This window comes from Ciceribacter sp. L1K23, assembly GCF_018122705.1.
Classification (GTDB): domain Bacteria; phylum Pseudomonadota; class Alphaproteobacteria; order Rhizobiales; family Rhizobiaceae; genus Allorhizobium.
The window spans coordinates 2,535,032-2,549,495 of record NZ_JAGRRC010000001.1 but is presented as its reverse complement, the minus strand read 5'-3'; the positions used below and the strand labels follow the sequence as shown (position 1 = coordinate 2,549,495).

15 protein-coding genes are annotated in these 14,464 nt (G+C 61.2%); 11 read left to right on the top strand and 4 right to left on the bottom strand.

Annotated features, from left to right (window positions below):
- The first annotated feature begins 77 nt into the window (after positions 1-77).
- Both J5J10_RS12295 and J5J10_RS12290 read left to right on the top strand, forming a co-directional pair.
- On the top strand, positions 78-971 hold the full coding sequence (locus J5J10_RS12295) for a VOC family protein (protein WP_249116726.1): 894 nt from the start codon (positions 78-80) through the stop codon (positions 969-971).
- Between the two features lie 109 nt (positions 972-1,080).
- Complete coding sequence (locus tag J5J10_RS12290; protein WP_211930093.1) at positions 1,081-2,370, top strand: FAD/NAD(P)-binding oxidoreductase; 1,290 nt, start codon at positions 1,081-1,083, stop codon at positions 2,368-2,370.
- A 69-nt stretch (positions 2,371-2,439) separates the two neighbouring features.
- Here the strand turns inward: J5J10_RS12290 and J5J10_RS12285 are convergent, their stop codons facing one another.
- Both J5J10_RS12285 and J5J10_RS12280 read right to left on the bottom strand, forming a co-directional pair.
- A complete protein-coding gene (locus tag J5J10_RS12285; RefSeq protein WP_211930092.1) occupies positions 2,440-4,251 on the bottom strand; it encodes an SLC13 family permease in 1,812 nt (603 codons plus the stop codon).
- 284 nt (positions 4,252-4,535) lie between these two features.
- On the bottom strand, positions 4,536-4,937 hold the full coding sequence (locus tag J5J10_RS12280; RefSeq protein WP_208548805.1) for a DUF930 domain-containing protein: 402 nt from the start codon (positions 4,935-4,937) through the stop codon (positions 4,536-4,538).
- A 115-nt stretch (positions 4,938-5,052) separates the two neighbouring features.
- On the opposite strand from J5J10_RS12280, the gene J5J10_RS12275 reads away from it, so the two are divergent.
- The 4 genes from J5J10_RS12275 to J5J10_RS12260 all read left to right on the top strand — a co-directional run bounded on the left by J5J10_RS12275 (position 5,053) and on the right by J5J10_RS12260 (position 9,232).
- The gene (locus tag J5J10_RS12275) at positions 5,053-5,298 is read left to right on the top strand and encodes a hypothetical protein (RefSeq protein WP_211930091.1); all 246 of its coding nucleotides are present in this window, start codon (positions 5,053-5,055) and stop codon (positions 5,296-5,298) included.
- Between the two features lie 197 nt (positions 5,299-5,495).
- Positions 5,496-7,604 (top strand): S9 family peptidase, encoded by a 2,109-nt coding sequence (locus J5J10_RS12270; RefSeq protein ID WP_211930090.1) that lies wholly within the window; start codon positions 5,496-5,498, stop codon positions 7,602-7,604.
- 235 nt (positions 7,605-7,839) lie between these two features.
- A complete protein-coding gene (locus tag J5J10_RS12265) occupies positions 7,840-8,385 on the top strand; it encodes a hypothetical protein (RefSeq protein WP_211930089.1) in 546 nt (181 codons plus the stop codon).
- 154 nt (positions 8,386-8,539) lie between these two features.
- Positions 8,540-9,232, top strand: a complete 693-nt coding sequence (locus J5J10_RS12260; protein WP_211930088.1) for a hypothetical protein — start codon at positions 8,540-8,542, stop codon at positions 9,230-9,232.
- An 80-nt stretch (positions 9,233-9,312) separates the two neighbouring features.
- On the opposite strand, the gene J5J10_RS12255 is transcribed toward J5J10_RS12260, so the two are convergent.
- Positions 9,313-9,933, bottom strand: coding sequence for a glutathione S-transferase N-terminal domain-containing protein (locus tag J5J10_RS12255; RefSeq protein ID WP_211930087.1), 621 nt, complete (start codon positions 9,931-9,933; stop codon positions 9,313-9,315).
- Positions 9,934-10,176: 243 nt separating this feature from the next.
- On the opposite strand from J5J10_RS12255, the gene J5J10_RS12250 reads away from it, so the two are divergent.
- The 4 genes from J5J10_RS12250 to J5J10_RS12235 all read left to right on the top strand — a co-directional run bounded on the left by J5J10_RS12250 (position 10,177) and on the right by J5J10_RS12235 (position 12,181).
- The gene (locus J5J10_RS12250; protein ID WP_211930086.1) at positions 10,177-10,701 is read left to right on the top strand and encodes a DUF1697 domain-containing protein; all 525 of its coding nucleotides are present in this window, start codon (positions 10,177-10,179) and stop codon (positions 10,699-10,701) included.
- 172 nt (positions 10,702-10,873) lie between these two features.
- Positions 10,874-11,167: a hypothetical protein gene (locus tag J5J10_RS12245; RefSeq protein ID WP_211930085.1), complete on the top strand. Its 294-nt coding sequence runs from the start codon at positions 10,874-10,876 to the stop codon at positions 11,165-11,167.
- A gap of 137 nt (positions 11,168-11,304) precedes the next feature.
- Complete coding sequence (locus J5J10_RS12240; RefSeq protein WP_208548798.1) at positions 11,305-11,718, top strand: helix-turn-helix domain-containing protein; 414 nt, start codon at positions 11,305-11,307, stop codon at positions 11,716-11,718.
- A 4-nt stretch (positions 11,719-11,722) separates the two neighbouring features.
- The gene (locus J5J10_RS12235; protein ID WP_211930084.1) at positions 11,723-12,181 is read left to right on the top strand and encodes a cupin domain-containing protein; all 459 of its coding nucleotides are present in this window, start codon (positions 11,723-11,725) and stop codon (positions 12,179-12,181) included.
- 8 nt (positions 12,182-12,189) lie between these two features.
- Here the strand turns inward: J5J10_RS12235 and J5J10_RS12230 are convergent, their stop codons facing one another.
- Positions 12,190-13,728, bottom strand: a complete 1,539-nt coding sequence (locus tag J5J10_RS12230; RefSeq protein ID WP_211930083.1) for a cryptochrome/photolyase family protein — start codon at positions 13,726-13,728, stop codon at positions 12,190-12,192.
- 245 nt (positions 13,729-13,973) lie between these two features.
- Between J5J10_RS12230 and J5J10_RS12225 the strand changes: the two genes are divergently transcribed.
- Positions 13,974-14,462 carry a GNAT family N-acetyltransferase gene (locus J5J10_RS12225; RefSeq protein ID WP_208548795.1) on the top strand — a complete coding sequence of 163 codons (489 nt, stop codon included), beginning with the start codon at positions 13,974-13,976 and terminating at the stop codon, positions 14,460-14,462.
- Positions 14,463-14,464 lie beyond the last annotated feature (2 nt).

Sequence of the window (14,464 nt, the reverse complement as noted above, 5' to 3'; positions counted from 1 at the left end):
TTTCACCGTCAACCGACGTCGAACGATAAATCAAGAACATCGCGTCTTTCGTGAACGATGCGGGAGCAGCATATTCAATGCAACACGATCCACTGGAAGACACCGCCATGACCGAGCAGTCACCAAGCTTCGCTCTTACCCGTCCTGCCCATGTCGGCCGCGCCCATCTTGTGGTGCGCGACCTGGAGACCACCGGGCAGTTCTATCAGTCCATGCTGGGACTGAAGACGATTGAAAAAAGCGAAAGCGGCATCACGCTCGGCGCTGGTGATACGCCACTGCTGACGCTCACGACGTCGAGCGACGTCGCCCAGGCGCCGCGGTCGGCCGCCGGGCTGTTTCACAACGCCTTCCTGATGCCGAACCGGCGCGAGCTGGCGCACTGGCTGGCGCATGCCGTCAATCTCGGCGTCCAGCTTCAGGGCGCTTCGGACCATCTTGTCTCCGAAGCGATCTATCTGGCGGATCCGGAAGGCAACGGCATCGAGGTCTATGCCGACCGGCCGGTGCGGGATTGGGCCTTCCATCCCGACGGCACCGTCGAAATGGCGACGCTGCGGCTCGACCTGCAGGCGCTCTATGACAGCGCACCGAAGGGCGCATGGACCGGAATGGATGACGGCGCCGCGATCGGCCACATCCATCTGCAGGTCGGCAACATTCCCGCCGCCGACAAATTCTATGAGGGCGTGTTAGGCCTCAAGAAGATGGCCACCTATCCGGGCGCGAGCTTCTTCGGTTCCGGCACCTACCACCATCACGTCGCCGCCAATATCTGGAACAGCCGTGGGGCACCGGAAAGAACCGGCCAGATGTCCGGCCTCCAGGGCTACAGCATCCACTTCAACGACAAGGAGGCGCTGGAAACGGCGCTGAAGACGCTCGACGAGATGGAGATCGCGGTTGAGCGGACAGCGGAAGGCCATGCGCTGAAAGATCCCTGGAGCATCGGCGTCACGCTCTCCGCCTGAGCGGTCGCGTCTCCCCCTACCTTCGGCGCAGACGGAAGATATCGTTTTACATATATATAGTTTCGTATATGTATTGACTATTCACCGTCGACGGTCAGGAGGAGTGATCATGGCGCATGTGGTGGTTTTGGGTGCCGGACTTGGCGGCACCATCATGGCTTACGAACTAAGAGACAATCTGGGACGGGACCACAAGGTCAGCGTCGTCAGCAAGGGCAGCGTCTATTCCTTCGTCCCGTCCAATCCCTGGGTGGCCGTCGGCTGGCGCGATCGGGAGAGCATCGAGGTCGATCTGTCGGCGGCCTGCAGCAAGCGCGACATAACGCTTCATCCCCAGGGCGCCAAAAGGCTGCATCCGGCCGAGAACCGGATCGAGCTTCTCGACGGAAACTCGCTCGATTACGACTATCTCGTGATCGCCACGGGACCGGATCTGGCCTTCGACGAGATCGAGGGCTTCGGCCCGGCGGCGCACACCAATTCGGTCTGCCATATCGATCACGCGCTGATGACGAAGGAAAAATTCGACCAGTTGGTGAAAAAGCCCGGCCCGGTCGTGATCGGGGCGGTCCAGGGAGCATCCTGCTACGGTCCGGCCTACGAGTTCGCCTTCATTCTGGAAAAGGCGCTGCGCGACGCGAAGGTGCGCGACCGGGTGCCGATGACCTTCGTCACATCGGAGCCCTATATCGGCCATCTCGGACTCGACGGCGTCGGCGACACCAAGGGACTTTTGGAAAGCGCGATGCGCGACAAGCACATCAAGTGGATCAACAATGCGAAGGTGCAGCGTTTCGAAGCCGACAAGGTTGTGGTCGAAGAGGTCAACGACGACGGATCGACCAAGGCGGTGACAGAGGTTCCGTCCAGCTTCACGATGATGCTGCCGGCCTTCCGCGGCGTGGAAGCCGTCCGCAACATCGAGGGGCTGACCAATCCGCGCGGCTTTATCCTGGTGGACAAGCACCAGCAGAACCAGGCCTTCAAGAACATCTTCTCGGTCGGTGTCTGCATCGCCATTCCGCCGACGGGCAAGACGCCGGTTCCGGTCGGCGTTCCCAAAACGGGCTTCATGATCGAGAGCATGGTAACGGCGACGGCGAAGAACATCGCCCGCGTCCTCTCCGGCGAGCAGCCGAACGCCCAGGGGACGTGGAACGCGGTCTGCCTCGCCGATTTCGGCGACGGCGGCATCGCGTTCGTCGCGCAGCCGCAGCTTCCGCCTCGCAACGTCAACTGGTCGTCGCAGGGCAAGTGGGTGCATGCGGCGAAAATCGGCTTTGAGAAATACTTCCTGCACAAGGTCCGGAGCGGAACGTCCGAACCGTTCTATGAAAAACTGGCCCTCCAGGTACTCGGCATCGACAAGCTCAAGGCCGTCACCTTCGAGGATGCCTGACAGCTCCCTCCCCCACCGGCCGTCGCGGCTTGCCGCGCGGCCGGTGGTACGGGACGCCTCACCCTTTTGTCAGAGATAGAACACCCAGATGCCGACCGTTGTCACGATGGCGGCGACGATGTTCATCGGCACGCCGACCCGCAGGAAATCGGCGAAACGATACCCGCCGGCCGACGCCACCAGCGTGTTGGTCTGGTAGCCGATCGGGGTGGCGAAACTGGCGCTGGCGCCGAACAAGACCGCCAGCACCATCGCCTGCGGCGGCATGTCGAGGGAAGCAGCGAGCGATATGGCGATCGGTGTAAGGATGACGGCCACCGCATTGTTGGTCACCATTTCGGTGAGGATCGACGTCAGCACATAGACCGCGAGGACGACCACAACCGGCGGCGCATTCTGGAGTACCGGAAGGACGACGTTGATGATCGCCTCGACCGTGCCGCTATTTTGCAGGCCGATGCCGACGATCAGCATCGAGAAGATCAGCGCCAACACGTCGCCGTCGAGCGCCCGCCAGGCATCGGAGGGGTCGATGGCATGGACGGCGAACAGGAAACCGACGGCGATGAGCGCCAAAGCCGCGATCGGCATGATGCCCAGGGTCGCGAGCGCGATGACGGCGGCGAGCGTGATCAGCACGAGGATTGCCCGATCACGCCTGAAAGGTTTCGCCAGCGGCGTTTCGGACTGAATGAGCCGGACGTCCTGGCGCAGCGCCTGCAGGGCGTCTGGCGGGCCGGCGACCCACAGCGAATCGCCAGCCTTCAGGCGGAGATTGGCGAGGTCGGGACCGGCCGGATTGGTGCGGCGGCTGGCACCAAGAATGCGGACCTGCACGCGTGAGAGAAAATCCGCTTCGGCGATGCGCTGATCCACGGCACGGTGGCCGGCGGCGAGAACGATGCGGGTGACCTTTTCCTCCGGAGTCGCAGAGGACGAGCGAACCTGGAGGCCAAGTTCCACGCCGTAGACATCTCGCAATGTGGCGAGTTCCTCCTGCGTAACGCGCAACACAACGCGGTCGCGCTCCATGACCAGAACCTCGGGATCGGACGTATCGAGTTTTTCGCCGGCACGCCATGCGGAGACAAGTTCGATACCGCGGGGCGCATAGGTCTTGGCCTTGGAATAGGCTTTCCCGATCTCGGAAAAATCCTTGCCGATCCTGAGCTCGGTGATGATGTCGGGCTTAGCATCGCCTTCGGCGGGTTCATCGCCCTCGCTGCGCACCGGCAGCAGGAAGGATTGCGTGAGGAACAGGAACGCGGCGCCGACGGCGGCCAGCATGAGTCCGATGGGTGTGATCGAGAATATTCCGAGCGCCTGCATGCCCTGCTGACGCGCGACGCTGTCGACCAGCAGGTTGGTAGACGTGCCGATCAGGGTGCAGGTGCCCCCGAAAATGGCGAAATAGGAGAGCGGGATCAGAAGCCGGCGGCGCCCCACGCCGGTGGCGGCGGCGAGCGAGGTCATGACCGGGATCAGCATGACGACGACAGGCGTCGAATTGACGAAGGCCGATGCGACCATCGTCAGACCGAGAAGCGCGACGATCGCCAGACGTGGCCTGGTGCGCGCGAGGTTGACGATGCGCGAGATCATCGCCTCGAGGATGCCGGTTCGGGCAAAGGCGACGGAGATAATCAGCATGGCGGCGACGGTGATCGCCGCGCCGTTGGAAAACACCGACAGCGCGTCGTCCGGCGCGACATAACCGACGGCGATCATGAAGGCCGCTCCCGTGGCGGCAATGGCGGCGGGCGGCGTTTTCTCCCGGACGAAACCGACAAACATCGCCGCGAGCACGGCCAGCCCGATCAGGGCGGAATAATCCTTCAGAATGTCGGCGAAAAACATCAAATCCCCCGGAAACACGCTCACGGAAACTAGCTCCTGAGCGGGTGCTGGCAAAGTGGCGGAGGGTAACTTGGCGAGGCGAGGAAAGTTCCGCCGCATCAATTTTCTGCGAGTGGTTCGCCGAACCATTCAAGATTGTAGCGACGTGCGTCTTCGGTTGGGCATGGCCGGCAGCCCGGTTTTCTTGTCTCACCTGTTTCCAACATCACCAAGGTGTCGGCAATGCGGCACTGAGCGGACACCCGCCAAGGGGGCAAAGGGCTGACCATGACAGGCTGGCCGCCGAACAGCGGGCTGCCCTTCCGCCTTCAGTTGTAGAGATAATACTCCTGCCACTCCTCGCGCGGCACGATCGAACCGATCTGGTATTTGAACGACTTGACGGTGAGCTGACGCGGGCCGGTTTCGCACTTGAACTTCAGGCGATACCAGTCACCGCCGGAGCGGAAAACGGCGCCGGGGGCCTTGATCCTGTTGTCTGCGACCTCGGGGTCGGAGAAGGTGTAGGCGATGACCTTGTCGGGCCGGAAGCCATCCTGCTCCTTACGGATCCGGTCCATGGCCTCCATGTCGCAGCGCTGTTCGAGACGCTCTTCCGGTGTCAAAGCCTCAAGCTGACGGACGATACCTGCTTCCAGCGCCAGCGCGGGAGAAACGGCAAGCACCACAGGTGCCACCAGCGCAGCTATCGCAACATTCGGGATCTTCATGAACACCTCTTGTCATCGACTCGAAGTCGGCGAAACTAGGAGATGGAGAGGCCGTTGACCACCTATCAGAGCGCGAAATAGAGTTTCGAGGTCAGGGACTCAGGGAGCGCGATGCATGACGGCGCAGGCACTCACCGACGCGCAGAAGGAGCAGATCAAGCTGCGCGCGACATTTCTCAACAATATCGGGATCGGGGTGATTTTGATCGGGGTCTTCACGCCGATAGCGCGAGCATTCTACGATGCGCCCGCGGCCGGTGCCCCGTTCGGTCACGTCTCGATCCCGGTCGTGATTTGCTTTTCCCTTGGGGTCGCCTTACATATGGTTGCAGGTTGGATCCTGAGAGGATTGAACAGATGACGGACCAGATGCTTTTGCTGGCCATACCAGCTGTCGGCTTGTGCCTTGTGGTCGCAGTGATCATGCTGCAAAGCTGGTGGGACGGTGTCCTCCCCGGCCAGAAGCCTCCACATAAATAACAATAGTCTTCCCCGCTTGCCTCCGGCGTTGGCGCCGCCTATCTCTGGCACTCCTGCCCCTTATACCGGAGTGCTCCATTGTCCCCCTTCACGTCCCTGCCCGCCATCCCCTCCGTCGCCAAGAAGCCGGTGACGGATACTCGCCACGGGATTACGCGCGTCGATGAATATGCGTGGCTGAGGGCCGACAACTGGCAGGCGATGTTCAAGGATCCGAGCCTGCTGGACAAGGAAATCCGCGCCTATCTCGAAGCGGAGAATGCCTATGTCGAAGCGGCGATGGGCGATACGGCGGAGCTGCGCAAGACGCTGTTCGCCGAGATGAAGGGCCGGATCAAGGAGGACGATTCGTCCGTGCCGGTGAAGGACGGTCCGTTCGCCTACGGCACCGCCTTCGTGACCGGCGGCGAGCAGCCGCGCTACTTCCGCATTCCGCGCGACGGCGACCACAAGGACGAGACGATCCGGGACCTCTTGCTCGACGGCGACAAGGAGGCGGCCGGCAAGGAGTATTTCCGGCTCGCCGGCATCAACGGCACGAGCGATCACACGCTTGGCCTCTGGGGCTATGACGACAAGGGCTCGGAATATTACACGCTGCGCGTCCGCGATCTCTCGACCAAGGAAGACCTTGCCGACGTCATCGAAAATTCCGGCGGCGGCGGGGTCTGGGCGCCCGACGGCAAGAGCTTCTTCTACACGCTGCAGGACGAGAACCACCGGCCGTCGAAGGTGTTTCACCACATCCTCGGCACGCCGCAGTCGCAAGACCGGCTGGTCTACGAGGAGAAGGATGCGGGCTTCTTCATGGGCGTCGGCGGTTCGCTGCTCGACGATTTCATCTACATCGATATCCACGACCACGAATCGTCGGAGTATCGGATCCTCTCGACCAAAGACCTGACGGCCGAGCCGAAGCTGGTGGCAGCGCGCGAACCTTCGATCGAATACACGATGACGGAGGGCGGCGATGTCTTCTACATCCTGACCAACGATGCCGGCGCCAAGGATTTCAAGATCGTCGAAGCGCCTGTCGAGGCACCGCAGAAGGCAAACTGGAAGGACGTCGTGCCGCACGTGCCGGGCCGGCTGATCCTCGACCATTCGGCCTATGCCCGCCACCTCGTCTGGCTGGAACGGCGCGACGGCCTGCCGCGCATCGTGATCCGCGACCGCAAGACCGGCGAGGAACACGCGATCGCGTTCGAGGAGGAAGCCTATTCGCTCGGCCTGCAGGGGGCGGCGGAATACGACACCGACGTCATCCGCTTCTCCTATTCCTCGATGACGACGCCCTCCCAGCTCTACGATTACAACATGGCGACGCGCGAGCGCGTATTGCTGAAGACGCAGGAAGTGCCATCGGGCCATAATCCGGACGACTATGTCACCCGGCGCGTGTTCGCCAAGGCGCATGACGGAGAGAGCGTGCCGATCACCCTGCTCTACCGCAAGGACACACCGCTCGACGGCTCCGCCCCCTGCCTGCTTTATGGCTACGGCGCCTACGGCATCACGATTCCCGCCTCGTTCAACACCTCCTGCCTGTCGCTCGTCGACCGCGGCTTCGTCTATGCCGTCGCCCATATCCGCGGCGGCAAGGACAAGGGCTATCACTGGTACGAAGACGGCAAGATGGCGAAGAAGATGAACACCTTCCTCGACTTCATCGCCGCGGCCGACCACCTCGTGGCGGAAAAGTTCACAAGCTACGGCAAGATCGTTGCCGAGGGTCGCTCGGCCGGCGGCATGCTGATGGGTGGCATCGCCAACATGGCGCCGGAAAAGTTCGGCGGTGTGATCGCCGGCGTGCCGTTCGTCGACGCGCTGAACACGATGCTCGATGACACCCTGCCGCTGACCCCGCCGGAATGGCTGGAATGGGGCAACCCGATCGAGTCGGCCGAGGAGTACGCCTGGATCGCCGCCTACAGCCCCTATGACAATGTCGGCACCAAACCCTACCCGCCGATCCTGGCACTCTCCGGCCTCACCGATCCGCGCGTCACCTACTGGGAGCCGACCAAGTGGATCGCCCGCCTGCGCGACCGGGCACCGGACGCCGGACCCTACCTGCTCAAGACCAACATGGGCGCCGGCCACGGCGGCAAATCCGGCCGCTTCCAGCGGCTGGAGGAACAGGCGTTCGACTACGCCTTTGCGATCAAGGTGGCGGGGAAGATGTGATAGGACGGACTGCCAGCCACACAATCCATCGGTAGCTTCTTTGCGAACCTCGGAGAATTTCGGACGGAAACTCTCCCCCGCTCCCAGCATCGCTTAGAGACTGCACAGTTGATCTGGACCTTTACGTCCGAAGACGATAGTTTTTACCCAAGTGGCATTCGCCGCATGCTTCGGTAGATATGCCGGAGCCTTGCATAACGGGCGATTGCGCTGTGTGGGGGCGGGATAAATATCATTGACTGACACGGAAAGACCAATTGGCGGCTTGATCAATCCGTTGTTGAGGATACTGAAGCTACCGGTGCTGCCTAAGGCTTATGACCGGGCGGCAACCGGGATCGGATGCCTTTTCGCCGGGATCGGACTTTTCTTCGGCGACGATGTTGTGGGGTATCTCAAACAGCCTTTCGGTCCCGCAGATACCTTCGTCATCTCCAGGAAAGGCGATGCGCAGCAATTCGTTTTGCTGAAATCAAGGACCGAAGCGGACGGGCGTATCGACGGTTATATTTGCGGAACCAGCGGCAGTAAAAGCATGAGCCCGGCCTTCTTCATCAGCTTCAGACCGATGGAGGAAGAGTTTCCGATCATGCGGGATAATCACTTCCTGTCGGACCAATCCAGCGTCTTCATTGCCTCGAACATTTTCTACAACGATCGTGAATACGGTCTTATCGAGTGGTGGGATCTGGACAATGGAGTGCGACTGGAGAGCAAGGTTCTCGATCACTCGATAGAAACCTGCAGGGAGGTTTACGATGTCATGGCCAGCAATCAATAGAAGATCCTTTGTCGGCGCCGCCGCCGCCCTGATGGGTACGGCAACAACTCCGGCCTTTGCCTTCGAACAATGCTCTCCCTACAAGGACGAAAATATCGACGGTCTTCTCAACGGCTTCGGCTTTACGCTCGGCCCGCAGGATCGAGAGCATGACATGATCGCGCTTGTCGCGCCATGGTGCCCGAACTGTGTGCGGCTGATGGAGGACGCGCGACACGGCGAACTTCCCTACAACCTTTTCGCTATACCGACCGAACCTGCAAACGACACCGACAGACTGCGCATCGCCGAAGCGTGTTTCGCCGAAACGGATGAGGAGAAGGCATTCTTCCATTCCCGCAGCAAACTGCCCAAGCGGACACTGACATTTGAGCAGATCGAGTTCATCAATCGCGTACAACTCGAAACCCTGCATATAATATTTGCCTATGCCAAGCGCTTTCAGAGCGACCCGCCGAAAGGTTTTCCGACAATCTACACCGCGTATTCTGACGGGTTCTGGGCTGGAAGCGGCTATGTCTCCGACCTCTACCGGAAACACGTAAAGCGAAGTGCGAAATCGGAATTGAGACCGAACTTCATCAATACCGCGACGTTGGCGCAAATGATGGAAACGTCGCAAAACAAAAAAACCTACCGGCTTAAGAATTCAGAGACACGTTTCAGATTGCTGCCGCGCAGTGACACCTTGACAGCAATGTGCAGCGCACCGCCCAATGGTTTCGAGGCGGACTTCCAGATCACTGTCGACGGCAAGACCTTTGTCGGCCTGACCGTGGGTAATTCCTATCTGAATATCGCAAGCACCGGTCGCTATGTCGATCTCAACGATGTGGCAGAGGCCTAGCCTGCCCGGAAGGCGGATAGACGAAATCTGGCCGCCTCGATCTTCCGTCCGTCTAGTTCTACGTCGGAAAGGCGAGTCGCCTATGACGAAAACGTACTCATCACCCGCTTCACCGCATCCCTCTCCGCCATCCGCCGGCGGTGGTCGGCCACCTTCGGGAAGCGGGACGGGTCGACGCCGTCGCCTTCCAGCCAGCCTGCAAGGGTAAAGAGGTAGGGGTCGGCGATCGTGTAGCGGTCGCCCATGACCCAGGGGCCCTTGAACATCGTCGTCTCGATCAGCTCGAAGCAGTCGGCCATGGTCTGTGGCACCTTGGCCTTCATGGCCTCGATCGCAGCCGGATCGTCGGCCCAGCGGCTGCCGCGATATTTGTGCGCGTGCGCTACGTGCACTGTGGACGCGAGGTAGTTCATAAAGGACTGGAGTTCGGCGAAGGCAAAAGGATCGTCGAGCGGCGCCAGACCGGCATCGGGAAAGGACTGGGCGATGAAGGTGAGAATCGCGGGCGTTTCCGTCACCACACCACGATCCGTCGCCAATGCCGGCACGCGGCCCTTGGGATTGACCGCGAGGTAATCGTCGGCGCGCTGGGCGCCCTTGGCGAGATCTAGCTTGACCGCGCTGTAGTCGGCTCCAGCCTCTTCCAGCGCGATATGGGATGCGAGCGAGCAGCTTCCCCTGGCGACGAAAATCTTCAGCATGTCTTCCTCCTTCGACGTTCCTTTCGTCCTGCGTAACAGCCCGCACCGGGAGATGCCAGAGGGAAGTCCTGTGGTGACGCTTTTCGACATCTTTCGATACAGCGCTGATTTCACCGTCTTTTTCGGCCCGGAGAGGAACAATTCGGCGGCTGCGGGTTTACCCGACAGGAGCGGCGAGAGGACAACGACATCCTCGCCAACGGCTGCTTTATCGTCAGTAACGGCTCCATCAAGGAGAACGGCATGCGTGTTCATGTAGCGCTGGTTTGCGCCCTCGAAATCCCCGGAGAGGGCAAGCTCTCCATGCGGGAGTTGAGGATGATCGGCAGCGATATCGGCCTGCGTGACGTCGCATCCTACATTCAATCCGGAAACCTGGTGTTTCGCGACGAAAGCGACAGCGCGGAAGTGGCAGCGATGCTGGACATCGCGCTTGGAATCCGCATGGGACGGGCGCCCGGCGTGATGGTACGCAGCCCGGCGGAGCTGCGGGCCGTCATCGCGGACAATCCCTTCGCCGGCATGGATCAATCGCGTGTGAGCGTCAGCTTCTTCTCACGCCGCCTGCCCGCAGACGCGTTGAACGGCATTATGGCTCCGGGAGGCGAAGAGGCGATCGCGGCAGAACGCGAGATCTACGTCCATTATCCCCTTGGGAGCGACCGTCACCGTTTCAGCCTGCCGGTACTCGAACGGGGAACACCAAGAAGCATAGAGACCATCATCAGGCTTGCCGATCTCGGGCGGAAGCTGGAAGCCAAGTCCTGACCGATGGGAAGCGCGCTTCCCATCGCGGGTGATTTGGCCCGGCAAGCACATCTTCCGCGACAAATCCAGAGGCTGGATCAAGGCTTGCAGCATCGACGCAAGCTTCACGCAAGCCACAATGGTTAACAAATGGTTAACGAGACCATCAACGCGAGAGCGCACGAGGCCTGTCATGAAGATTGATAGCAGCCTGAGCAACTACTACTACAACAGCCGCTTCCAGCAGGATCAGGCTGATCAGGAAGAGATTGCCAACGACGCCGCCACCAAGAGCCGGCCGAACACCGCGTCGAACCCCGCCTTCAGCAGCACGCTGCTGTCGCCTTCGCTGTCGAGTGCCCTGTGGGTTATCGAGGGCGGACGCAGCGCCGGCAAAGCGGAAAGCACGTCGAGCCGCACGCCGCCGAACATTCCGACTGCAGCAGAGCAGGTCGAAGCTTTTTACCTCGAGTTCTCCGAGGAATAGGCGGAACAAACCTTCATCTTCAGTTTCTCCAGGGGGCGGGCGACCGCCCTTTTCCTTGCCCAGACAACAGTCCCTGTCTTGAATCGACAACCGGGCAAAGCCATTATCTCCAGTGACTGGAGATATGGAGGCGTGGCTTGTACACGATCGGAGAACTCTCACGGCGTACCGGTGTGAAGGTGCCAACCATCCGCTATTATGAGCAGATGGGGCTTTTGACCGCACCGGATCGGACAGAGGGCAACCAACGGCGCTACGAGCGGGCAGAGCTCGACCGTCTGACCTTCATTCGCCACGCGCGCGACCTTGGGTTTCCGATCGAGGCGATCCGCGAGTTGCTGTCGCTCAGCCGGCATCCGGACGAACCCTGCGAGCGGGCGGATGCGATCGCCCGCGAACAGCTGATCGAGGTGCGCGACAAGATCGCCAGGCTGCGCAAGCTCGAAAGCGAGCTGGACCGGATCGTCGACCATTGCGACCACCACACGGTGAGCGACTGCTACGTCATCCGGGCGCTCTCCGACCACGGACTTTGCGAAACGGAGCACTGAGACGATGCCAGTCATTCGGACCGAAGACGCCCCGCTCGAGGTCGGCAAGCCGGATGCCCTCAACGCGGATCTCGGACCTTACACCGCGCGACTTCTTTCCGATGCCGGCGGCCTCACCCAGTTCGGCGCCTTTCTCGAAACCCTGCCACCGGGGTCACGCTCGTCGCACAAGCACTGGCACGAGCGGGAAGACGAGTTCATCTACATGATATCAGGCGTCGTGACGCTCAACGAAGGCGACACATTGACGGAGATGCGGCCGGGCGATGCCGCGACCTTCAAGGCCGGCGTGCCGGTCGGGCACAGGCTGGAGAATCGCTCCGACCAGCCGGCGACCTATCTGGTGGTCGGCACGCGCTCGCCAGACGAGGTGGTCCACTACACCGACAAGGACCTGCATCTGACCAAGGTGAACTTTCACAAGCACCTGACGGACAAGGCCGGCAATCCGGTGAAGCGCTGACGTTCCTGTCAGAGCTTGTCCTCCGCCAGGAGATTGAGGCAGTGTTCGGCGCGGGACAGCAAGGCCGCCTTCTTCGCATCTCCCATGCGCCGCCATCCGGCGAGGATATTGGCCATGCGATGGTTGCCGCGCAGCCTCTCCTCGTTGACCGCGATGAAACGCCAGTACAGCGAATTGAAGGGACAGGCACGCTCTCCCTCGCCGTCCTTCACGTCATAATGGCAGGCGCCGCAGAAATTGCTCATCCGGTCGATGTACTTTCCGCTCGCCGCATAGGGCTTGCTCGCCATCAGGCCGCCATCGGCAAAGAGCGCCATGCCGAGCGTATTCGGCAGTTCCACCCATTCATAGGCGTCGGCATAGACGGCCAGATACCATTCGCAGACCTCGCTGACGGAGAGACCGGCGAGCAGGGCGAAATTGCCTGTCAGCATCAGCCGCTGGATGTGATGCGAATAGGCATGCTCGATCGTGTCATTCACGGCCGCCGACATGCAGGCCATGTTCGTGCGGCCGGTCCAGTACAGAGCGGGGAGCGGACGCTCGGCCGCGAGTGCATTCCGTTCGGCGTAGTCGGGCATGAAGCGCCAGTAGATGCCGCGCACATATTCGCGCCAGCCGAGGATCTGGCGGATGAAGCCTTCGACAGCATTGAGCGGCGCGGTGCCATCGAAATAGCAACGCTCAGCGCGGCGGATAACATCCATCGGCGTCAACAGCCCGGCGTTGAGGTAGGCCGCGATCATCGAGTGAAAGAGATAGGGTTCGCCCAAAACCATGGCATCCTGCCAGTCGCCGAATGATGGCAGTATCTCTGTCAGGAACTGTTCAAGTTCCGCGTCCGCCTGTTCCGCCGTCACGGCAAAATGGAAGGGTTCCAGCCGGCCGAAGTGATCGGGAAAACGATGCTCGACCAGATCGAGAACCTCGCGGGTGATCTCGTCCTTCTTCCACGACAATCGCTTCGGGCCGGAAAGCCCTTTCGGCGGCGACTTGCGGTTTTCCTTGTCGAAATTCCATTGTCCGCCTTCCGGTGTGCCGTCCTTCTGCATCAACACGCCGAAATGGCGGCGCATGTCGCGGTAGAAGTACTCCATCCTCAGTTCCCGCCGCTTGTCGGCCCAGCGGCCGAAGCCGGCACGGGTGATCAGGAAGCGATCGTCTTCGCGCAGATCAACGGGAATACCGAACTCATCGGTCCATGACTGCATCTCGTGCAGCAGGCGGTATTCGCCCGGTTCCGTCACAACGAGCCGGTCAGCTCCGCTTTCGGCAAGGGCACGCTTCACCTCGCTCGCGAGGCTCTGCGTATTGTCGGGATCGTCGAGCTTTATGTATCGAACCTCCAACCCCTCCGCCTTCAGCGCCTCTGCGAAATGGCGCATGGCGGAAAACAGGAAAGCGATCTTCTTCTTGTGATGGCGGACATAGGTCGCCTCGCCCATCACCTCGGCGATGAGGATCACGGAGGTTTTGGGGTCGATGTCGCGGAGCGAGGACAGCGAACGCGAAAGCTGGTCGCCAAGAACGAGGTGGAGCGTGGTCATGTGTCCGTTACGCGGCACTGGCGGCAGCGGATCAGCGGCGGTGTAAGACCCCGTTGACAACGGGTGAAAACCGGCGCATTGAAGCTGCCATGATCGACGCACGCGCAACCATTTCCTGCACGTATTTTTGGGCCTACCGGTAACCGGCGGCCCGACAGATCACTTTGTCAACAGGCCGCCGTCAGGCGGCCTTGTTGTTTGAGAGACAGCTTCCCCTGACGGCAAAACGAAAAAAGGGAAGCGACATGACCGAAGATACCGACATCACCCTGCCCCGCCCGCCCGTGGTGGTCATCCGTGCCGCACGGCCCGGCGACCTGCCGGCGCTTAACGCGATGATCGCCGAGCTCGCCAAGCATCATGGCGACGCCGCCGAGATCACGCCGGAAAAGCTGGAGCGCGACTTGTTCGGTCCCCTGCCGTGGATCCATGCCCTTGTGGCCGACAGCGGCACCGACCTGATCGGCTACGCCATCCTTGTTCCGCTCTACAAAGCCGAGCAGGGTCGTCGCGGCATGGATCTGCACCATCTCTTCGTCAAGGACGGCCAGCGCGGCAACGGCATCGGCCAGCACCTCGTCAACCGTGCGCGCGACATGGCCCGCAAGGCAGGCTGCGACTACCTCTCGGTCAGCGCCGCCACCGGGAATTTCGCCGCCCACCGGTTCTACGAACACATGGACTTCGTGCCGCGCCCTGTCACGGGCATGCGGTATATGCAGGCCATTGGCTGATT

Coding starts and splice junctions, on each gene's coding strand:
- J5J10_RS12255 (WP_211930087.1), bottom strand. CDS start 9,933: ATGCTGAAGATTTTCGTCGCCAGGGGAAGCTGCTCGCTCGCATCCCAT.
- J5J10_RS12250 (WP_211930086.1), top strand. CDS start 10,177: ATGCGTGTTCATGTAGCGCTGGTTTGCGCCCTCGAAATCCCCGGAGAG.
- J5J10_RS12260 (WP_211930088.1), top strand. CDS start 8,540: ATGATCGCGCTTGTCGCGCCATGGTGCCCGAACTGTGTGCGGCTGATG.
- J5J10_RS12275 (WP_211930091.1), top strand. CDS start 5,053: ATGACGGCGCAGGCACTCACCGACGCGCAGAAGGAGCAGATCAAGCTG.
- J5J10_RS12230 (WP_211930083.1), bottom strand. CDS start 13,728: ATGACCACGCTCCACCTCGTTCTTGGCGACCAGCTTTCGCGTTCGCTG.
- J5J10_RS12295 (WP_249116726.1), top strand. CDS start 78: ATGCAACACGATCCACTGGAAGACACCGCCATGACCGAGCAGTCACCA.
- J5J10_RS12290 (WP_211930093.1), top strand. CDS start 1,081: ATGGCGCATGTGGTGGTTTTGGGTGCCGGACTTGGCGGCACCATCATG.
- J5J10_RS12225 (WP_208548795.1), top strand. CDS start 13,974: ATGACCGAAGATACCGACATCACCCTGCCCCGCCCGCCCGTGGTGGTC.
- J5J10_RS12245 (WP_211930085.1), top strand. CDS start 10,874: ATGAAGATTGATAGCAGCCTGAGCAACTACTACTACAACAGCCGCTTC.
- J5J10_RS12280 (WP_208548805.1), bottom strand. CDS start 4,937: ATGAAGATCCCGAATGTTGCGATAGCTGCGCTGGTGGCACCTGTGGTG.
- J5J10_RS12235 (WP_211930084.1), top strand. CDS start 11,723: ATGCCAGTCATTCGGACCGAAGACGCCCCGCTCGAGGTCGGCAAGCCG.